General features: G+C 74.1%; 18 protein-coding genes. 8 read left to right on the forward strand and 10 right to left on the reverse strand.

Annotated features, from left to right (window positions below; all coding sequences use genetic code 11):
• Nucleotides 1-142 precede the first annotated feature (142 nt).
• Both AB0K51_RS12150 and AB0K51_RS12155 read right to left on the reverse strand, forming a co-directional pair.
• Complete coding sequence (locus AB0K51_RS12150; protein WP_363453379.1) at nucleotides 143-850, reverse strand: response regulator transcription factor; 708 nt, start codon at nucleotides 848-850, stop codon at nucleotides 143-145.
• Complete coding sequence (locus AB0K51_RS12155) at nucleotides 847-2,241, reverse strand: histidine kinase (RefSeq protein WP_363453381.1); 1,395 nt, start codon at nucleotides 2,239-2,241, stop codon at nucleotides 847-849. Before AB0K51_RS12155 ends, AB0K51_RS12150 begins: the two co-directional genes overlap by 4 nt.
• A gap of 147 nt (nucleotides 2,242-2,388) precedes the next feature.
• On the opposite strand from AB0K51_RS12155, the gene AB0K51_RS12160 reads away from it, so the two are divergent.
• The 4 genes from AB0K51_RS12160 (at nucleotide 2,389) to AB0K51_RS12175 (ending at nucleotide 7,127) form a co-directional block, all read left to right on the forward strand.
• A complete protein-coding gene (locus tag AB0K51_RS12160; protein ID WP_363453383.1) occupies nucleotides 2,389-3,102 on the forward strand; it encodes an ABC transporter ATP-binding protein in 714 nt (237 codons plus the stop codon).
• Entirely contained in the window at nucleotides 3,099-5,465 is a 2,367-nt protein-coding gene (locus tag AB0K51_RS12165; RefSeq protein ID WP_363453385.1) for an FtsX-like permease family protein, read from the forward strand. The genes AB0K51_RS12160 and AB0K51_RS12165 overlap by 4 nt, the downstream gene beginning before the upstream one ends.
• A gap of 71 nt (nucleotides 5,466-5,536) precedes the next feature.
• On the forward strand, nucleotides 5,537-6,271 hold the full coding sequence (locus AB0K51_RS12170; protein ID WP_363453387.1) for an SseB family protein: 735 nt from the start codon (nucleotides 5,537-5,539) through the stop codon (nucleotides 6,269-6,271).
• A 172-nt stretch (nucleotides 6,272-6,443) separates the two neighbouring features.
• Nucleotides 6,444-7,127, forward strand: coding sequence for a GNAT family N-acetyltransferase (locus AB0K51_RS12175; protein ID WP_363453389.1), 684 nt, complete (start codon nucleotides 6,444-6,446; stop codon nucleotides 7,125-7,127).
• Between the two features lie 109 nt (nucleotides 7,128-7,236).
• Here AB0K51_RS12175 and AB0K51_RS12180 read toward each other — a convergent pair whose 3' ends face one another.
• Together AB0K51_RS12180 and AB0K51_RS12185 are read right to left on the reverse strand one after the other, a co-directional pair.
• The gene (locus AB0K51_RS12180) at nucleotides 7,237-7,428 is read right to left on the reverse strand and encodes a DUF5999 family protein (protein WP_363453391.1); all 192 of its coding nucleotides are present in this window, start codon (nucleotides 7,426-7,428) and stop codon (nucleotides 7,237-7,239) included.
• A gap of 331 nt (nucleotides 7,429-7,759) precedes the next feature.
• Nucleotides 7,760-8,440 carry a hypothetical protein gene (locus AB0K51_RS12185; RefSeq protein ID WP_363453393.1) on the reverse strand — a complete coding sequence of 227 codons (681 nt, stop codon included), beginning with the start codon at nucleotides 8,438-8,440 and terminating at the stop codon, nucleotides 7,760-7,762.
• Nucleotides 8,441-8,806: 366 nt separating this feature from the next.
• Here AB0K51_RS12185 and AB0K51_RS12190 point away from each other — a divergent pair, with 366 nt between their 5' ends.
• The 3 genes from AB0K51_RS12190 to AB0K51_RS12200 all read left to right on the forward strand — a co-directional run bounded on the left by AB0K51_RS12190 (nucleotide 8,807) and on the right by AB0K51_RS12200 (nucleotide 11,714).
• On the forward strand, nucleotides 8,807-10,306 hold the full coding sequence (locus AB0K51_RS12190; RefSeq protein WP_363453395.1) for a glutamate-cysteine ligase family protein: 1,500 nt from the start codon (nucleotides 8,807-8,809) through the stop codon (nucleotides 10,304-10,306).
• A gap of 204 nt (nucleotides 10,307-10,510) precedes the next feature.
• Nucleotides 10,511-11,296, forward strand: a complete 786-nt coding sequence (locus AB0K51_RS12195) for a CPBP family intramembrane glutamic endopeptidase (RefSeq protein ID WP_363453397.1) — start codon at nucleotides 10,511-10,513, stop codon at nucleotides 11,294-11,296.
• A 121-nt stretch (nucleotides 11,297-11,417) separates the two neighbouring features.
• Nucleotides 11,418-11,714, forward strand: a complete 297-nt coding sequence (locus AB0K51_RS12200; RefSeq protein WP_363453399.1) for a hypothetical protein — start codon at nucleotides 11,418-11,420, stop codon at nucleotides 11,712-11,714.
• 7 nt (nucleotides 11,715-11,721) lie between these two features.
• Here AB0K51_RS12200 and AB0K51_RS12205 read toward each other — a convergent pair whose 3' ends face one another.
• From AB0K51_RS12205 to AB0K51_RS12230, 6 genes are all read right to left on the reverse strand, one after another.
• Entirely contained in the window at nucleotides 11,722-12,240 is a 519-nt protein-coding gene (locus AB0K51_RS12205) for an HAD domain-containing protein (protein ID WP_363453401.1), read from the reverse strand.
• Between the two features lie 79 nt (nucleotides 12,241-12,319).
• Nucleotides 12,320-13,585, reverse strand: coding sequence for an MFS transporter (locus tag AB0K51_RS12210; RefSeq protein WP_363453403.1), 1,266 nt, complete (start codon nucleotides 13,583-13,585; stop codon nucleotides 12,320-12,322).
• A gap of 127 nt (nucleotides 13,586-13,712) precedes the next feature.
• Nucleotides 13,713-14,405 carry a dienelactone hydrolase family protein gene (locus tag AB0K51_RS12215; protein WP_363453405.1) on the reverse strand — a complete coding sequence of 231 codons (693 nt, stop codon included), beginning with the start codon at nucleotides 14,403-14,405 and terminating at the stop codon, nucleotides 13,713-13,715.
• 121 nt (nucleotides 14,406-14,526) lie between these two features.
• Nucleotides 14,527-15,861, reverse strand: a complete 1,335-nt coding sequence (locus tag AB0K51_RS12220; RefSeq protein WP_363453601.1) for a sugar porter family MFS transporter — start codon at nucleotides 15,859-15,861, stop codon at nucleotides 14,527-14,529.
• 176 nt (nucleotides 15,862-16,037) lie between these two features.
• Nucleotides 16,038-16,697, reverse strand: a complete 660-nt coding sequence (locus tag AB0K51_RS12225) for an FMN-binding negative transcriptional regulator (RefSeq protein WP_363453407.1) — start codon at nucleotides 16,695-16,697, stop codon at nucleotides 16,038-16,040.
• A 10-nt stretch (nucleotides 16,698-16,707) separates the two neighbouring features.
• Nucleotides 16,708-17,364 carry a pyridoxamine 5'-phosphate oxidase family protein gene (locus tag AB0K51_RS12230; RefSeq protein ID WP_363453409.1) on the reverse strand — a complete coding sequence of 219 codons (657 nt, stop codon included), beginning with the start codon at nucleotides 17,362-17,364 and terminating at the stop codon, nucleotides 16,708-16,710.
• A gap of 34 nt (nucleotides 17,365-17,398) precedes the next feature.
• Between AB0K51_RS12230 and AB0K51_RS12235 the strand changes: the two genes are divergently transcribed.
• Nucleotides 17,399-18,742 (forward strand): aminotransferase class I/II-fold pyridoxal phosphate-dependent enzyme, encoded by a 1,344-nt coding sequence (locus AB0K51_RS12235; protein ID WP_363453411.1) that lies wholly within the window; start codon nucleotides 17,399-17,401, stop codon nucleotides 18,740-18,742.
• Nucleotides 18,743-18,845: the final 103 nt, after the last annotated feature.

Here is an 18,845-nt window from a genome sequence, read left to right on the forward strand (position 1 = left end):
CACCACCAACTGGCACTGCGTCACCCACAACTGACGCCGCGTCACCCGGCCCTCCGGGCGCCCGCTCACCTGCCACCGCACGGCCCGTCCCACCTCCCCGGGGCGGGCCGCGCGGCGTCCCTCCCCGGGGCCGTGCCGGGCCTCAGCGTCGCTCCTCCACCGCCTGTCCGGGGGCGACCAGGCCGCTCTCGTAGGCCAGCACGACGGCCTGGACGCGGTCGCGCAGGCCGAGTTTGCCGAGGATGCGGGCCACGTGGGTCTTGACGGTGGCCTCGGACAGGGTGAGGTGGGCGGCGAGTTCGGCGTTGCTCATGCCGCGGGCGACGAGTTCGAGGACCTCGCGTTCGCGGGCGGTGAGGGTGCCGAGCGCACTGTGCCGGCCTGCCCACTCGGGGGCCGACGCCGCGGCCGGGTCGGCGCGCCGGGCGAAGCGGGCGACCAGGCGCCGGGTGATGGTGGGCGCCAGCAGTGCGTCGCCGTCGCGCACCATGCGGACGGCGGAGACCAGGTGTTCGGGGGTGACGTCCTTGAGCAGGAAGCCGCTCGCTCCGGCGCTGAGCGCCGCGTAGACGTACTGGTCGAGGTCGAAGGTGGTCAGGATGATGATCCGCGGCGTGTGATCGCCGCCCGCGGCGAGGATCCGGCGGGTGGCCTCCAGGCCGTCCATCTCGGGCATCCGGATGTCCATCAGCACCACGTCCGGCAGGGTCCGCCGCACCGCCTGGACGGCCGCCGCGCCGGTGTCGGCCTCGGCGGCGACCTCGATGCCCTCGGCGGACAGGATCATCCTGAAGCCGGCGCGCACCAGGGCCTGGTCGTCGGCGATCACGACACGCAGTGGGGTGTTCACGAGGTCTCCATGCTGTCCGACGGGGCCTTCATGCTGTCCAACGAGGTCTCCATGCCGTCCGACGGGGCCTTCATGCTGTCCAACGAGGTCTCCATGCCGTCCGACGAGGCCTTCATGCTGCCCAACGGGTCCGACGGGGTCTCCACCATGTCGTCCAGCGGGATCGAGGCCTTGACGCGGTAGCCGCCGGTGAGGCGGGGCCCGGCGTGGAAGGTGCCGCCGTGGACGGCGACGCGCTCGCGCAGGCCGACCAGGCCCCGGCCGCCGCCGGTGGCCGCGGCCGGCCCGGGGCGGCCCTCGGTGTGGGCGACGTCCACCCGCAACTCCCGCGCCCCGTGGTCGACCCGGATCTCGGCCCGCGCGCCGACGGCGTGCTTGACCATGTTGGTCAGCGCCTCCTGGACCAGCCGGTACGACGTCAACTCCACGCCCGGGGGCAGCGGTCGGCGCTCGCCGGTGACCTCCAGCGCGACGTCGATCCCGGCGGCCCGCATCCGGCCGACCAGTGCGTCGAGCCCGTCCAGGCCCGGCTGCGGGGCGAGTTCGGCCTGCGTGGCGGGGTCCCGCTCGGGGCTGTCCATGGTCAGCAGGCCCATCACGTTGCGCATGTCGGTCATCGCGGCGCGGCCGCCCGCCTCGATGGCGAGCAGGGCCTCCTTCGCCGCAGCCGGGTCCCGCTCGACGACCATCCGGGCGGCGCCGGCCTGAATCACCATCACGCTGACGTTGTGGGTCACCACGTCGTGCAACTCCCGGGCGATCCGGGCCCGTTCGTGCTCGACGGCCTGCCGCAGCGCCTCGATCCGGTCCCGTTCCAGGGCGCGCAGCCGGGCCCGGCCCCGCTCGGTGCGGGCGGCCCACAGGCGGTGCCCCCAGGCCGCCGCCGCCACCGGGCAGAGCAGCAGCGCGCCCGTCACCCAGTTCGGGAAGTGCGGCAGCTTCGCCCGGTCGACGAGCACGAGCAGCACGGCGCTCGCGACCGGGGCGGCGAGCAGCGCACCCCGGCGGTAGGCGCTGTGGGCCAGGGCGCTGTAGAGCGAGACCACGGTGACCAGTGCGGCGACGAACAGCACGTCCGGGTAGGCGTGGCGGGCCAACAGGGCGACGCACAGTACGAGTTGGGCGGCCAGCGCGGCCAGTGGCGCGCGCCGCCGCCAGGCCGGCGGGAGGGCCGCGGCGGCCGCCAGCACCGGCAGGTCCCAGGGCGCGGTAGGGACGTTGGGCGGATCGACGGCGTACCGCAGCCCGACCAGCGCGAAGCCTCCCGCCAGCGCGGCGTCCAGCAGCAGCAACCGCCGCCGCACCGGTACCGGAGCGTCGGGTCCGGCCGCCCACGCGCGCAGCCGCGCGCCCGACCCGCGCCACGGCGCGGCGCTCCCCGTGCTCCCCACCCGCTGCCACTCCCGACTACATCTCGAGGATGACCTCGCAGGCCGTCATCCGTACGCGGTACCGCACTTGCCTCCTGCGGCCGACGAGGCCGACCGCCCCCCGACCCTAGCGTGGCGGGCGTCGGAAGAGGATGCGAGGAGGACGCGATGACGACCGAACCCGTGATCGAGATCAGTGGAGTGACCCGGACCTTCGTGGACGGGCCGGCCGCCCTGCGCGAGGTCTCCCTGACCGTGGCCACGGGGGAGGCGCTGGCGATCCTCGGCCCGTCGGGCAGCGGCAAGTCGACCCTGCTGAACCTGATCGCCGGGCTGGACCGGCCGGACGCGGGGACCGTCACGGTCGCCGGCACCCGGGTGGACACCCTGAACGAGGCCGGGGCGGCGCGCTACCGGCGGAGCACGATCGGCATGGTCTTCCAGTTCTTCAACCTGCTCGACGACCTGACGGTGCTCGACAACGTCGTGCTGCCCGCCGAGTTGACGGGCACCGGGCGCGGCGAGGCCCGCCGGCGGGCGCTCGGCCTGCTGGAGACGCTGGGCGTCGCCCGGCACGCGCGCGCCCACCCGGGCCGACTGTCCGGCGGTGAGCGCCAACGGGTGGCGGTGGCACGGGCATTGATGAACCGTCCGGCGCTGCTGCTGGCCGACGAGCCGACCGGGGCGCTGGACTCCGCGTCCGGCGAGGAGGTCAAGGCGCTGCTGCGCGAGCTGCACGAGGACGGGCAGACCCTGGTGATGGTCACCCACGACCTGACGCTCGCCGAGTCCTGCGCCACCCGCACGGTGCGCCTGGTGGACGGCCGGATCGCCGCCGACACCCGCCGCGCCGCCGCTGCCGCGACGGCGGTGGCCCGATGAGCGCCCTCGGCACCGTGCTGCGCGCGGGCGTGCGCCGCCGCCGCGTGCAGACCGCCGTCACCGGACTGGCCGCGATGATGGCGGTGACCGCCTCGGTGCTCGGCGGCTCCCTGCTGGTGGCCTCCGACGCGCCGTTCGACCACGCCTTCGCCCGGCAGCACGGACCGCACCTGACCGTGCAGTTGGACGCGGCGAAGGCCACCGCCGAGCAGGTCGGCGCGAGCGCGCACGCCGCGGGCGTCACGGTCGCGGCCGGCCCGTTCAGGACGGTGTCCACCAACCCGAGCGGGGTGCCCGGGCAGGCCCTGCCCGCCGGGATGTCACTGCCCCCGATGGCCCTGGTCGGCCGGGACGCGCCGGGCGGGCCGGTCGACCAGGTGACTCTGACGGAGGGTCACTGGGTGTCGGGCCCCGGGCAGATCGTGGTCTCGGCCGACTACTCAGGCCCGCAGCTCGCGGTCGGCGGGGCGATCGCCTTCCCCACCGCCTCCGGCGGGAGCGCCGAGCTGCGGATCGTCGGCCTCGCCCGGTCGGTCGGCCGCACCGCCGACGGCTGGATCGCCCCCGCGCAGGTCGACGCCCTCGACGCCCACGGCACCGGTGCCGGCTACCAGATGCTGTACCGGTTCGCCGGCGCCGGGACCGACGCGCAGCTCGCCGACGACCGCGCCGCCGTCACCGCCCGCCTGCCCGCGAACTCGCTGACCGGTGCCACGAGCTGGCTCAACGTCAGGAACGGCAACAGCCGGAGCACCGGCCTGTTCATCCCCTTCCTGACCGCCTTCGGCCTGCTCGGCATCGCCATGTCGGTGCTGATCGTGGGCAACGTGGTGGCCGGGGCGGTCGGCTCGGGTACCCGCCGGATCGGCATCCTGAAGGCCGTCGGCTTCACCCCCGGCCAGGTCGTGCGCGCCCACCTCGGCCAGGCGCTGATCCCCGCCGCGGTCGGCACGCTGCTCGGCGCCGTGCTCGGCAACCTGGCCGCCGGGACGGTGCTCTCCGCCACCGAGCAGGTGTACGGCACCGATTCGCTGACCGTCGCCCCGTGGGTCGACGCGGCGGTGATCCTCGGCACCCTCGCGCTGGTCGCGGTGACCGCCCTGGTCGCCGCCCTGCGCGCAGGCCGGCTGCGGACCGTCGACGCGCTCGCCGTGGGTCGCACGCCACGCCTCGGCCGCGGCCGGCGCGCCGCGCGGATCGCCCGCGCCCTGCCGCTGCCCCGTGCCGTGACCATGGGCCTGGCACAGCCGTTCGCCCGCCCGGCCCGGGCCCTCGCGATGGTCGTCGCGATCCTGTTCGGCGCCACCGCGGTCACCTTCGCCTACGGCCTGGCCACCTCGCTCCAGCGGATCGAGGCCTCCAAGCAGGGCAGCGCCGACGTGACCGTGCTGGCCGTCCCGCCGCCGCTGCCGGGCGCGTCCGCCGCGGGCGACCCGCGCCCCGACACCGCCGCGATGGCGCAGGCCGTCGAGCGGCAGCCCGGCACCCTGGCGTACTACGGCGCCGCACAGACCGAGGTCACGGCGGCCGGTTCGACCAGCACCGTCACGGTCACCGCCTACCTCGGCGACTCCTCCTGGGCCGCCCGCCCACTGGTGACGGGACGCTGGTTCCACGGCGCCGGCGAGGCCGTCGCGCCGACGCCGTTCCTGACCGCCACCGGCACCAGGGTCGGCGACACCGTGATGATCACCGACCACGGCACGACGCTGCCCGTGAGGATCACCGGCGAGGCGTTCGTCGCCGACAGCCGGGACATGCAGCTGTTCACCGACGCCGCGACGCTCGCCGGGGCGGAACCCGACCTGCACGCCGACTACTTCGACATCAAGCTCACGCCCGGCACCGCAACGCGTGGTTACACCGACGGCCTGAACGCCGCGCTGCGGTCGACCGGCGCCGTCGCGCACACCGGCGACGGCGGCGGCTCCAGCCAACTGGTCGTCCTGCTGGACGCGCTCACCGGCCTGCTCACCCTGATGCTGGTCGCGGTCGCCGGACTGGGCGTGCTCAACACGGTGGTCGTGGACACGCGGGAGCGGATCCGTGACCTCGGCGTGGTCAAGGCGCTCGGCATGACGCCGCGTCAGACCGTCTCCATGGTGGTCGCCTCGGTGACCGTGATCGGCCTGGTCGGCGGCGCGATCGGCGTGCCGCTCGGCGTGCTGCTGCAGCGGATCATCGTCCCCGCGATGGGCCACAGCGCGGGCCGGCGCCTGCCGACCGCGATGGTGGAGGTCTACCAGACGCCGACGCTGGCGCTCCTGGGGCTCGGTGGGGTGGTCATCGCGGTGCTCGGCGCGCTGCTCCCGGCCGGCTGGGCGGCCAGGACCCGCACCGCCGTCGCCCTGCGCACCGAGTAGCCCGACCGCCGGGCCACCGGAAGCCCGGCGGGCACCAGCGCGCCGGGCATAAGGTGGCATACCCTCACGGGGTGGAGCGCAAGAACATCCCCAACCCCGGGTTCGCCGAGGACGACGGCACCGCCGACCCCGCCCTCGCCGCCGCCCTGGCCGCCTGGCAGCAGGACCCGGCCGCCGAGCCCGAGTTGCTGGCCGCCCTCACCCCCAGCCGGCTGATGGTGCCGATCGTGGCACTGCTCGGCGAGGTCGAGGTCGACGCCAACGGGCACCGGCACGAGAAGACCAGCGACATGGCGGTCCCGGTGATCGAGGCGGTCGACGGCCGGCGCGCCCTGCCCGCCTTCACCTCGCTGGCCACGATGGCCCGCTGGCGCGCCGACGCCCGGCCCGCGCCGGTGGTCGCCCCGCAGGCCGCGATGGTCGCCTTCAACGAACGCGCCGACACCCTGCTGATCGACCCGGCCGGCCCGGTCACCTACCGCCTCGACGGGGCCCGGCTGCGCGCCGTCGCCGAGAACCGCCGCTACCTGCCGCCGCACCGGGACCCCGACGTCCACCAGGCGCTGCGCCGACTCCTCGACGCGGAACCGGAGATCGTCGCCGCCCACCTGCTCCCGGCCCCCGACGCGGACGCCACCCTCGCCCTGGTCCTCGGCGACCCGACCGCCGACCCCCGCCCACTCGCCACCCGCCTCGGCGCCACCCTCGTCGCCGACGAAGCCCTGCGCCTGCGCCTCGACCAGGGTCTGCAACTCGCCTTCCTCCGCGAGCAGTTGGCCCAGTCGCCGTTCTACACCCGAGGCTGAGTCGTCGCCCGTCGCCCGTCGCCCGTCGCCCGTCGCCCGTCGCCCGTCGCCCGTCGCTGCAGCGCGGCGGGCGGCAACACCTCCCACCCGACAAACCCGGAGACAGCGCCTGCCTGAAACAGGTAAGGTTCAAAAGTCGCCTGCATCTATTACCGGCCGGAGGTTGCCGCCCATGCCCGAACCCACCGTCCCCGAACTCGTCCGGGCCTGGATCGGCGGCTGGACGGTCTCCCGCGGTGCCGCCGAGCCGATCGCCGAGCCCTGGGGCTGGACGATCGACGTGGGCCAGGTCCAGCAGGTGTGGCGGCACGTGCTCCCGGAGCCGACCGAGGAGGTGGTGCGCAAGGTCGCCGACGGCACCACCGCGTCGTGGACGTGGCTGAAGCTGTTCGCCGAGGACGAGACGGTGCTGCCCTGGATCGGTCCGAACTGGCAGCTCGACCAGCCGGGCTTCCTGATGACCCGTGACCTCCGCCCGGAGGACCCCGTCACCCCGGCCGGCTACCGGGTCACCACCTGGGAGCGCGGCGGCGTGGTCCGGGCCCTGATCCGCACCGCGGACGGCCACTTCGCCGCCCGCGGCCAGCTCGGCCTCGGCGCCGCCACCCCGCTCGCCGGCCGCGTCGACGCCCCGGTGGTCGCCGTCGCCGACCAGATCGAGACCGCCCCCGAGCACCGCCGCCGCGGCCTCGGCAGCCTGCTGATGCGCACGCTGCAGAACGAGGCGTACGCGGCTGGCGCGCGCACCGCGCTGCTGGTCGGCACCCCGGAGGGCCGGGCCCTGTACTCCACCCTCGGCTGGGAGCTGCGCGCGCCGATGGCCAGCCTCTTCTACCGAGCCCCGGAAGCCGACTGAGCCGGAGCCGGCTGAGCCGGAGACGCGAACCGCCCGCGCGGAGGGCGAGCTCCGGGCGGGCGGTCGGCGAAGCGCAGGGGAGACAAGCGCAGGGGAGAGAAGGGCGGGCTCAGGCGGCGATGAGCAGGGTGCGTCGGGGGGCGATCACCCGGCCGTCGGGGAGCAGTTCGCCGGTGTCGTCGAAGAGCAGGACGCCGTTGCACAGCAGGCTCCACCCCTGCTCGGGGTGGCGGGCGACCGGCACGGCCGCTTCACGGTCGGGAGACTCCACGGATGGACACTCGGGTCGGTGCTGGCACATCCTCGTACCTCGCTTCGCTCAGGGTTCCTCTCCGCCGCACGGCCACCCCCCAGGGCGCCGCCCTGCCGGCGGAAATGTTTTGGCGCCGTGCATGATTGAAACGGCGTCAGGCGGGTAGGACGTTCAATCCTCTTCCTGTCGACCACCAGTGTCGACCCCGAGGAGCCATGGCGCAGGCATTTGGTGACATGCGCCACAGAAGAGGCTGCGAGATCACCCTAGCGGGCGCCGGCCGGGCGCGAACGAACACGGACGGGCTATCCCGGACTGATCCGATCGGATCAGTCCGGGATAGCCCGTCCAGGTGGTGGCGGAGCCGGTCGGCGGCGGGTCAGCCGATCAGCGCGGTGGGGCGGGCCGCGGGGGAGTGCTCCAGGCGGGCGAGCAACTCGGCGGCGGGCAGTACCTGGTGCGCGGTGACGCCGAGCGGCGCGGGGGCCAGCGGGATCAGCAGGTCCTCGCCGGGGTGCCCGGAGTGCAGCCACAGGGCGGTCGCGTAGTGGTCGGGCAGCGACAGCAGCCGCGGCTCGTACGGGCTGGGTGCGCCCTGGGTCAGCTGCCACGCCTGGCGCAGCGCGCGGACGGCGGAGTCCAGGTAGGGCCCCGCGGTGAAGTGGGAGAAGAGCGGCCCGTCCGCGGTCTGCACCACCTCGGCCGCAGCGGCGACCCCGGCGAGCGCCTCCTCGGAGAAGACGGCGCCCTCGCCGGCCGCGCTCTCGCCCGGCTCCGCGGCCCGGCCGGCGGGCGGGCAGCCCGGCTCGGCCGGGGGGTTGTCCGCCTGGTCCTGCGCGCCCGCCCGGACCAGGAAGCGCCACCCGGTGCGGTCCGCCGCGGCCAGCCTCGGCGCGGGGCCGCGCAGGGTATGGACCGGCAGGGCCAGGGCGGGCTGCGGCGCGAGATCGCCATGTCGCAGCACGGCGGCGGCGGGCTGGCGCAGGGCCACCTCCGAGCCGAGTGCGGCGTGGACGGCGTGCAGCGCGCCGGCGGGGGGCTGGGACGGGTGCAAGGTCATGGCTGGGTCGCCTCTCCGTGCGAGATCGGCGTGCGGATGCGGCATACCGGCACGGCGTCGACATGGGGAGCCTGGCCGTGTCCGGTTGTGCATGGCCGCCGAGTGGGTGGGCGGGCCGTCGACGAGTTCCTCGGATGAACGGGTGGCTCGGACGGCCGTGGCCGGGCCTGTGCGGCGTGCGAATTCTACTCGAACAGGTGCGCAGGGTGACCTTCATATCACGTTCCGTGGTGCCGTGCAAGTCGGGGCAGAGCTGAAGGACCGTCAGAATCCTTGTCTCGTCCACCTGTTCGCATGCCGGGCTATCGATCTTCCGGCTGGGCATGATGCTCAGGCATTGTCGACCGAGGGGGAGGGAAGGCACCCGTGGGCGAGAAGGTCGTGGCCACCCGGGCGGAACTGTCCGACCGGCAGCTGTACCGCCGCAAGCTGCAGTCCTGTCTGGACGTGCTGGAGCGGATGCTGGGGGAGGAACGGTTCGACCGCCCGAAAGCCATGATGGGCCTGGAGATCGAGCTCAACCTGGCGGACGAGCAGGGCCTGCCGGTGCTCGGAAACGAACAGGTGCTCGGCTCGATCGCCTCGGCGGACTTCCAGACCGAGCTGGGCCGGTTCAACATCGAGGTGAACATCGCCCCGCGCCGGCTGGCCGGACACGTCTTCGAGGACCTGCGCGAGGAGCTCGACACCGGCCTCAAGTACGCCGACCGCCGGGCCGCCGAGGTGGGCGCGCGGATCGTGATGGTGGGCATCCTGCCGACCCTCGACCTGGAGCACGCCGGGCTGGACGCGATGTCCCACAACGACCGGTACAGCCTGCTCAGCGACCAGATCCTGGCCGCCCGCGGCGAGGACATCGCACTCGACATCCAGGGCGTCGAGCGGCTCGCGGTGGACTCGGTCTCGATGGTCGCCGAGGCCGCCGCCACCTCCGTCCAGCTGCACCTGCAGGTCACCCCGGAGCGGTTCGCCTCGGTCTGGAACGCGGCCCAGGCGATCTGCGGCGTCCAGCTCGCGCTGGGCGCCAACTCCCCGTTCCTGTTCGGCCGGGAGCTGTGGCGGGAGACCCGGCCGGTGCTGTTCCAGCAGGCCTGCGACACCCGTACGGCCGAGCTCAAGGCCCAGGGCGTGCGCCCCATCACCTGGTTCGGGGAGCGCTGGGTGGACTCCGCGCTGGACCTGTTCGCCGAGAACCTGCGGTACTTCCCGGCGCTTCTGCCGATCTGCGACGACGAGGACCCGGCCAAGGTGCTGGCCTCCGGCGGCGTTCCCCGGCTCGGCGAGATGCGGCTGCACAACGGCACCATCTACCGCTGGAACCGCCCGGTGTACGACGTCGCCGACGGCGTCGCCCACCTGCGGGTGGAGAACCGCTGCCTGCCCGCCGGCCCGACCGTCGCCGACACCCTGGCCAACGCGGCCTTCTACTACGGCGTGGTGCGGATGCTCGCCGAACAGCCCCGGCCGATCTGGACCAGGCTCCCGTTCGAGAAGGCCGACGAGAACTTCCAGGCGGGCGCGCGTTACGGCATCGACGCCGTCCAGTACTGGCCGCGCTCCGGCCGCACCGGCCGCGGCCTGGCCGAGACCAGCGCCACCGACCTGGTGCTGAACGAGCTGCTGCCGCTGGCCCACCAGGGCCTGGACGAGTGGGGCATCGAGCCGCGCGACCGGGACCGCTACCTCGGCATCATCGAGCAGCGCTGCCTGCGCCGCACCAACGGCGCCGCCTGGCAGGCCGCCACCGTGCACCGGCTGCGGGAGAACTACGGCATGGACCCGAACGCCGCGATCGCCGCGATGACCCGCCGGTACGTCGAGTACATGCGCACCGGCGAGCCCGTGCACACCTGGCCGGTCGGCTGACCCGACCTCCCCGGACGTCGGCTGACCGACCAATCCCGGCCGTCGGCTGACCGACCCACCCCGGCCGTCGGCTGACCGACCCACCCCGGACGTCGGCCGGGAGACCCGGGCCGACGTTCCAGGATCGGCTCATCTTCCTGTGGAAGGATGATCGGCCCGGAGACCGCACCGCGCTCCGGGCCGCATCCGCCCTCGGGGAGACCAGTGACCACCGCCTCGACCGAGCCCAGCACCCAGACCCCCACCCGCCGGCTGCTCGGCGCGGAACTGCTGATCGTCCTCGGCCTGTCGCTCGGCGCCAGCGGGGTCGCGGCGCTGATCAGCTTCGCCGGCTCGCTCACCGAACCGCTGGCGCTCGGCAAGCAGGTCGCCACCCTCAACACCTCACGCGCCCCCGGCCGTCCCTGGCTCGACCTCGCCTGGCAGCTCTACTACATCGCCCGCGGCCTGATGCCGGTCGTCCTGGTCGGCTACCTGCTGATCCGCGAGGGCACCTCGCTGCGCGTCCTCGGCTTCGACCTGCGGCACAAGCTCTCCGACCTCGGCCGCGGCGCCCTGGTCGCGGCCGGCATCGGCGGCTCCGGCCTCGCCCTCTACCTGGCCGCGCAGGCGGCCGGCTACAACCTGACGGTCGCCCCCTCCGGACTGCCCGACGTGTGGTGGCGGATCCCGGTGCTGATCGCCTCCGCCTGGCAGAACGCCATCCTCGAAGAGGTCGTCGTCCTCGGCTACCTGCTGCGCCGGCTCGGCCAGTTGAACTGGTCCTGGCCCGCCGCGGTGGCCGCCAGCTCGGTGCTGCGCGGCTCCTACCATCTCTACCAGGGCGTCGGCGGACTGGTCGGCAACATGGTGATGGGCGTGGTCTTCTGCCTGCTCTACCGCCGCTGGGGCCGGGTCGGCCCGCTGGTCGCCGCACACGCCCTGATCGACACCGTGGCGTTCGTCGGCTACGCCCTGCTGGCGGGCCACGTCAGCTGGCTGCCGTCCTGACGCACCGCCGCGAAGCCTGACGCACCGCCGCGAAGCCTGACGCACCGCCCCGAAGCCTGACGCACCGTCAGGCCACGGCTAGGGTGGGGCGCGACACACGCAGGCGGGACGGGAGTCGGGCATGGGAGCGGAGCCGGGCTGGCACGGTGACCGGCTGCGGGCGCGGCGGATCGCGGACGCGCTGCACAAGCTGACCGGCCGGCAGCCCGCGGTCGCCTGGATCCGGGACGGCGGCACCCGGGTCACCGTCCGGGTCGCCGAGCCGCCGGACGCGGCCCGGACCCTGGCGGTGCTGCGGCTGCTCGACCTCGGCGACCGGTTCGGGCACAGCGACAGCGCCCGCTGGGAGCGGCTGTGGGTCGAGGTGTCCGGCGTCCCGGACCCGGCGGCGGCCGTCCGGGACCGACCCGCCCGCTGATCCGGCGTCAGCAGGCCCGGAAGCTGGGGAACGCCCGGGACGGCGGGCGGCGCAGCAGCCGGTCCACGTGCTCGCGGCGCAGGCCCTGCGCGGGGTCGATCGGCAGCAGCAGCCGGTCCGGGCGCAGCAGGCTGCGGCGCACCAGGCGGGGCGGGATGCAGTCGTCCACCCAGGCGAACGGGCGGCCCTCCGCGTGGCGCAGGATCGGCGCCCACTTGCGGGCGGAGAACAGCTCCATCAGCGGCACCCGGGGGTCGCCGGGCCGGGGCACGTAGCCGGTGAAGACCACCACCGGCAGCTGCGGCAGGCCGAGCAGCGGGGCCAGGTGCTCGTTGGCCTGCTCCTCCCAGGTGGTCGCCCACACCAGCTGGTAGTGCTCGTCGAGCTCGCGCAGCCAGTCCCCGTGGCGCGGGGAGAGCAGGACGGAGTAGCCGAGCAGGGTGTGGGTGTCGAACTCCTCGGCGGGGTGCGGGAAGACCGGATTGAGCACCCCGTCGACGTCAAGATACAGAAGCGGCTTGGGCATTCAGGTCCCCCCGGGCGGTGTCCGTGTCATCCGGTAGGACGTGTTCCGGCCGCCGGGGGTTGCCTGCTGTCAGTGGCTGTCACCCGGACGTGGCCGGTTCCGGTTGTGCGGCCGCGGTGTGCGCCCCGGAGGCGGCGGTGCGCTCCAGGGTCCGTACCTCGGGGACCAGCAGCGCGGCTGCCGCCAGCACCAGGGAGATCGCCGCGCACGCCCACAACGCCCCGCTCAGGCCCATCAGTTGGGCGGCCGGGCCGGCCAGGGCGGTGCCCACCGGGAGCAGCGCGAAGGAGCCGAACGAGTCGTAGGCGGAGATCCGGGACAGCAGGTCCTCGGGGATCTCCTGCTGGAGCGTCACCATCCACCCGACCACGAAGACCGTCACGCCGACGCCGGAGAGGAACATCGCCACCACCACCGGGGCGAGCGGCAGCCGCAGGGCCAGCGCGAGCGCCGGCAGGCCGAACAGGAACACCCCCCGGTTGCCGGCCAGCAGCACCCGGCGCGGCTCCCACCGCGCCATCAGCACCCCGCTGGAGACCATGCCGACGCTCAGCGCGGCCATCGCCAGACCCCAGGCCCCCGCGCCGCCCATCCGCTCCTTGGCGACCACCGGCCCGTACACCGCCTCCACCGCCATCGTGCAGGCGTTCATCAGCGAGAACTGCACCACGATCGCCCACAGCCACTGCCGGGAGCGGAACTCCCGCCAGCCGACGCGCAGTTCGTGCACCAGCCCGGGGCGCTCCGGGCCGCGCGCGTCGGCCGCCTCCGGCTCCAGCAGCACCCGCAGCGCCGCCGCCACCGCGAAGCACCCGGCGTCCACCGCCAGCACCCAGCCCGGGCCGACCACCGCGACCAGCGCACCGCCGAGCGCGGCGCCGCCGATCTGGGCGCCGTTCAACGCCATCTTGAAGACCGAGAACGCCTTCGCCGCGTGCTCCGGCGCCACCGCCCGGAGGATCACGCCCTCCGCGGCCGGCGCGTAGAACGCCTGCCCGGCGCCGCCCGCCGCGGACAGCACCACCAGCGCCCACAGGCTCGGCTGCCCGAGCAGCACCAGCGCCGCGAGGGCCGCCTGCGACAGCGCGTTGAACGCGTTCGCGCCGACCATCACCAGGTGCCGCGGCAGCCGGTCCGCGATCGCCCCGCCCACCAACAGCAACGCCACCAACGGCACCGTCCGCGCCGCCGTCACGTACCCCACCTCGGCCGTCCCCCACCCCGCGTTCAACACGGCAAACGCCGTGGCAATCGGCGCAGCGGCATTCCCCAGCCCACTCACCACCGTGGCAGCGGTCTGAATGCGGTAGTTACGGCCGGCCCAAGCCGGAAGGTACGAGTTCACCGCCAGACTATGGCCACGCCACAACCCGTATGTCCACGTCTTTTCGCCCGATCCCCCCCGGATCCGCCGCTCCCGCCGACCGCCGGCACCCGCTGAACCCGCCGCTCCCGCCGGAGGCGGCTGGTGGTCAGCCGAGGTGGCCCCAGAGGAAGGTGAGGGTGCGGCGCCAGGCGATTTCGGCTTGGAGGGGGTCGTAGGTGCTGGGGGTCTTCTCGTCGTTCATGAAGGCGTGGCCGGCCGGGTAGAAGTGGATCTCGGGGCGGCGGTCGGTCGCCTCGCCGATGCGGGTGGCGGCTTCGTCGACGACGGGCAGCGGGAGCGAGCGGTCGGTCTCGCCGTAGTGGCCGAGGACGTGCGCGGTGAGGCCGCGGTAGTCGAAGTCGGGGTCGTCGGGCAGCCCGTAGAAGGGCACCGCGGCGGCGACCCGGTCGCCCTCGCGGGCGGCGAGCCGCAGCGCCAGGCCGCCGCCCATGCAGAACCCGGTCACCCCGATCGCGTCGCCGACCGTCTCGGGCAGCTCCAGCAGGTAGTCGACCGCCGAGGACAGCTCGGCGGCGGCCTGCTTCGCGGGGAGCTCCCGCTTCATCCGGGCGGCCTCCTCGCGGTCGTGGGTGACGGTGCCGCCGTAGAGGTCGGGGGCGAGGGCGACGAAGCCCTCCTCGGCGAGCCGCTCGGTGATCTCGGCGATGTGCCGGGTGAGGCCCCACCATTCCTGGACCACCAGCACGGCGGGGCCGACGCCCTTGGGCGGGAGGGCCAGGTAGCCGTGCACGGTCCGGCTGGGGCCGGGGAAGCTGACGTTCTGCCGGGGACTGGCCATGACCTCTCCGTCGGGGGTGGCCGCGGGCACCGGGGTCGGCCCGTTCGCTTGGCACTCTATTGGCAGTGGGTGGCCGGATCTACGTCCGCCACCCACTGCCTGACACAAGGTCAACTTCTGCTCAGCCCATCTCCTCCAGCGCTTTGCCCTTGGTTTCCTTGATGCAGAACACGACGAACGGAATCGACAGCAGCGCGAAGCAGGCGTAGATGACGTAGGTGGCCGACAGGTTCCAGTCCGAGAGGTCGGGGAAGGTCACGGTGATCGCCCAGTTGGCGATCCACTGCGCGGAGGCGGCGACCGACAGCGCCAGCGCCCGGATCGCGTTGGGGAACATCTCGCCGAGCAGCACCCACACCACCACGCCCCAGGAGAAGGCGAAGCAGAAGACGAAGACGTGCGCGGCGATCAGCGCCACCGTGGCGTAGGCGTCGTCCAGGGTGGCGGTGTCGCCGGTGCCCTGCCGGAAGGAGAACGCCCAGGCGGCCAGCCCGAGCGAGACGGCCATGCCGGCGGAGCCGGCCAGCGCCAGCGGCTTGCGGCCGATCCGGTCCACCAACGCCATCGCGATGACCGTGCCGATCACGTTGACGATCGAGGTGGAGAGGCTGATCAGCAGCGAGTTGGACTCGTTGATGCCGACCGACTGCCACAGGAAGGACGAGTAGTAGAAGATCACGTTGATGCCGACGAACTGCTGGAACACCGAGGCGCCGATGCCGACCCAGACGATCGGCAGCAGCCCGAACCGCCGGCTGGTGAGGTCCTTCAGCCGGGGCTTGTGCGCGGTGTTCAGCACGTGCCGGATCTCCGCGACCCGGGCGTCCAGGTCGACGCCCTCGCCCTCCACCTCGCGCAGCACCGCGCGGGCCTGGTCCTCGCGCCGGTCGGCGATCAGGTAGCGCGGCGACTCCGGGATGGCCAGCGCCATCAGGCCGTACACCAGCGCCGGGACGGTCTCCACGCCGAGCATCCACTGCCAGGCCTGGATGCCGCCGAGCTCGTTGGTCGACTCGCCGCCGGCCGCCTGGTTCAGCGCCCAGTTGGCGAGCTGCGAGACGGTGATGCCGAGCACGATCGCCAGCTGCTGGAAGGAGGCCAGCCGGCCCCGGTACGCGGTCGGCGCGACCTCGGCGATGTACGTCGGCGCGATCACCGAGGCGATGCCGATGGCGATGCCGCCGAGCACGCGCCACATGGCGAGCACCTGGATGGTCGGCGGGAACATCGACCCCAGCCCGCTGACCGCGAACAGCCCTGCGGCCAGCAGCATGGTGCGGACCCGGCCGAAGTGGTCGGCCAGCCAGCCGGCCACCACCGCGCCGGCGGCCGAGCCGAGCAGCGCGATGGCGACCACGAACGCGGTCTCGCCGTTGCCCACCGCGAAGTGCTTCTGGATACCGGTGACCGCGCCGTTGATCACCGCACTGTCGTAGCCGAACAGGAACCCGCCCATCGCGGCGGCGGCGGAGATGAACACCACGTGCCCGAGGTGCTCGTCCCGTCCGGCGGTGTGGGTAGCCAGTGGTCTCTCCCTCGGTCGCAATCCACCCAGTTCGGGTGGATATCGGACTCATTCGACCAGCGCCTACCCTGCGGCGGCCGTCCGACACGCCCGAAGGTGATGAGCGGTCAGTCCGATGACCTGTCAGGCCCGGCCGGACAGCCCGCACGCCGGGCGTTGCGCCGCAGCAGCTGCCCCCGAGCCCCCATGTCCTGCGGCGAGCCGGCCGCCGCATGCCGCTCCGCGAGCCGGTCGGCGATCTCCGCCTGCAGCTCCACCGGCTTCTTGTCGTCGTACTTGAACTTCGCCCGCACCCGACGCACCGTCAGCCGCAGCCCCCGCAGTCCGGTCAGCATCGGTCCGTACGGCTCGGCGCCCGCCACCACCCGGTCCTCGGGCCACTGCGGCTGGAAGTGCGCCAGCTGCCGGTTGAGGATCTCCGCCTTCCCGGCCGGGTCCTCGACCAGCTCGGCCGTGCAGGAGAACTGCACCGAGGCGTAGTAACTGGTCGGCACGTAGGGCTCGCCGCGCCAGCGGCCCGGTGCGAAGGCGTAGTCGTCGGTCACGGCCAGGGTGACGTGCGGGTCGGCGCGCACCGCCGCCAGCAGCGGGTTGGGCGCCGCCAGGTGCAGCAGGATCTCGCCGGCGTCGGCGTCCAGCAGGAAGTGCGTGGGCACCAGCACCGGACCGTCCGGACCGTTGGCGGCGAGCGTGCCGAAGTCCCGCCCGGCCGCCAGCCACGCCCGCCACTCGGCCTCCTCGCCCCGGTCCCAACCGCGGATCAGCATCCGGACCCCCTCAGTTCGCCAGGTAGCCGGGCAGCGCGGCGGTGCTGTGCGGCGAGGCCTCCGGCTCCCCGTACACCGGACGGACCGGCACCACGCCCGCCCAGTACGGCAGTTCGAGGTCCTCGGGCTCGTCGTTCACCCCGCCGACCCGGCTCTTCGCCGACACCTCGTCCAGGTCGAGCCGGATCACCGCGGTCGCGGCCAGCTCCTTGGCGTTGCCCGGCCGGCAGTCCGCGGCCCGGCCCGGCACGACCTGCTCGACGATCGCGTCCAACGCGATCCGCAGCTCCTCCGGGTCGGTGACCTGCCGGGCGACGCCGTGCGCCACCACCGAGCGGTAGTTGACGGAGTGGTTGAACGCCGACTTCGCCAGCACCAGCCCGTCCAGGTGGGTCACCGTCACGCAGACCGGCAGCCCCTGCTCGTCCCGCGCCCCGCGCAGCGGACGGCTGCCCGTGGAGCCGTGGACGTACAGCCGCTCGCCGACCCGCGCGTACAGCGTGGGCAGCACCACCGGCGCGCCGTCCCGGACGAAGCCCAGGTGGCACAGGTACCCGGCGTCCAGGATCGCGTGCACCGCGTCCTTGTCCCAGGCGGCCCGCTCCTTGTCCCGGGTCGGAGTGGTGCGAGAGTTGCTGGCGTACGACTCGCCGGGCGTGATCGACATGACAACCTCTATGTACTAGTGCATAATCTCTTTTGTGCTAGGAGAGTATCGGATCACGGGTCGGCGTGCCAACGAGATTGCCGCCGACATCGAGCAGGCCGTCGCCGACGGCGCCCTCGCCCCCGGCGCCGCGCTGCCACCGCTGCGCGACCTGGCCGGCGAACTCGGCGTCAACCCCAACACCGTCGCCGCCGCCTACCGCCTGCTGCGCGAACGCGGCGTCATCGAGACCGCCGGCCGCCGCGGCAGCCGCGTTCGCCCCAGACCCGTCACCACCCCCCGCGACCAGGCCCGGCTCCCCGTCCCGCCCGGCGGCCGCGACCTCTCCGACGGCAACCCCGACCCCGCGCTGCTCCCACCGCTCGGCCCGGCCCTCGCCGCCGCCGCGACCGGCCCCACCGTCCTGTACGGCCACCCCGTCGCCGACCCCGAACTCCTCGCCGACGCCCGCGCCGAGTTCGCCGCAGACGGCGCCCCGGACGGTGAACTCGCCGTCTGCTCAGGCGCGTTGGACACCATCGCGCGGGTGCTCTCGGCCACCCTGCGGCCCGGCGACACGGTCGCCGTCGAGGACCCGGGCTGGGGCAGCCTGCTCGACCTGCTCCCCGCGCTCGGCCTGCGCACCGCCCCCGTCGAACTCGACGACGAGGGCCCGCGCCCCGGGTCCGTCGCCGCCGCGCTCGCCGCCGGCGCCCGCGCGCTGATCGTCACCAGCCGCGCCCAGAACCCCACCGGCGCCGCCCTCACCGCCGACCGCGCCGCCGCCCTGCGCACCGTCCTCGCCGCCCACCCCGGTACCGTCCTGGTCGAGGACGACCACGGTCACGGCATGGTCGACCAGCCCTTCCAGTCGCTCGCCGCCGACGGTCGCGGCGGCACCACCGTCCGGCAGTGGGTGCTGGTGCGCTCCGCCGCGAAGGCCCTCGGCCCCGACCTGCGCGTCGCCGTCGCGCTCGGCGACGCCGAGACCATCGCCCGGGTCCTGGGCCGCCAGCGCCTGGACGCCGGCTGGGTCAGCCACCTCCTGCAACGCGCCGTCCTGCACCTGCGGCGCAGCGAGGCCGCCCCCGCGAGTCGGCTGGCCGCCACCTACCGCGTCCGCCGCGAGGCCCTCCTCGCCGCACTCGCCGCCCACCACATCCCCGCCCACGGCGCCAGCGGCCTCAACGTCTGGGTCCCCGTCGCCGACGAGACCGCCACCACCGCCGCCCTCCTCCAACGCGGCTGGGTCCCCGCCCCCGGCGCCCGCTTCCGCCTCACCTCCCCACCCGGCATCCGCCTCACCATCTCCACCCTCACCCCCACCGAAGCCACCACCCTCGCCACCGACCTCGCCACCATCCTCACCGGCTCCCCCCACGCCTCCCGCCTCACCTGACCCCACCACCAAACGCTGGCGGCGGGCCGTGCCGGGTGCCCGACCTCACCAGGTCCCCGCACTGCCCGTCCGACCCGAAACCGCTGCCGGCCGCATGCGGGCG

The sequence above is a fragment of the Kitasatospora sp. NPDC049285 genome, from assembly GCF_040678815.1.
Lineage (GTDB): Bacteria > Actinomycetota > Actinomycetes > Streptomycetales > Streptomycetaceae > Kitasatospora.

What these genes read in the sequence shown, in the direction of transcription:
- AB0K51_RS12225 (WP_363453407.1), bottom strand. Translation starts at nt 16,697, where the DNA reads ATGCTGATCCGCGGTTGGGACCGGGGCGAGGAGGCCGAGTGGCGGGCG.
- AB0K51_RS12220 (WP_363453601.1), bottom strand. Translation starts at nt 15,861, where the DNA reads ATGGGCGGGTTCCTGTTCGGCTACGACAGTGCGGTGATCAACGGCGCG.
- AB0K51_RS12180 (WP_363453391.1), bottom strand. Translation starts at nt 7,428, where the DNA reads ATGTGCCAGCACCGACCCGAGTGTCCATCCGTGGAGTCTCCCGACCGT.
- AB0K51_RS12205 (WP_363453401.1), bottom strand. Translation starts at nt 12,240, where the DNA reads ATGCCCAAGCCGCTTCTGTATCTTGACGTCGACGGGGTGCTCAATCCG.
- AB0K51_RS12215 (WP_363453405.1), bottom strand. Translation starts at nt 14,405, where the DNA reads ATGGCCAGTCCCCGGCAGAACGTCAGCTTCCCCGGCCCCAGCCGGACC.
- AB0K51_RS12230 (WP_363453409.1), bottom strand. Translation starts at nt 17,364, where the DNA reads ATGTCGATCACGCCCGGCGAGTCGTACGCCAGCAACTCTCGCACCACT.
- AB0K51_RS12175 (WP_363453389.1), top strand. Translation starts at nt 6,444, where the DNA reads ATGCCCGAACCCACCGTCCCCGAACTCGTCCGGGCCTGGATCGGCGGC.
- AB0K51_RS12160 (WP_363453383.1), top strand. Translation starts at nt 2,389, where the DNA reads ATGACGACCGAACCCGTGATCGAGATCAGTGGAGTGACCCGGACCTTC.
- AB0K51_RS12165 (WP_363453385.1), top strand. Translation starts at nt 3,099, where the DNA reads ATGAGCGCCCTCGGCACCGTGCTGCGCGCGGGCGTGCGCCGCCGCCGC.
- AB0K51_RS12185 (WP_363453393.1), bottom strand. Translation starts at nt 8,440, where the DNA reads ATGACCTTGCACCCGTCCCAGCCCCCCGCCGGCGCGCTGCACGCCGTC.
- AB0K51_RS12200 (WP_363453399.1), top strand. Translation starts at nt 11,418, where the DNA reads ATGGGAGCGGAGCCGGGCTGGCACGGTGACCGGCTGCGGGCGCGGCGG.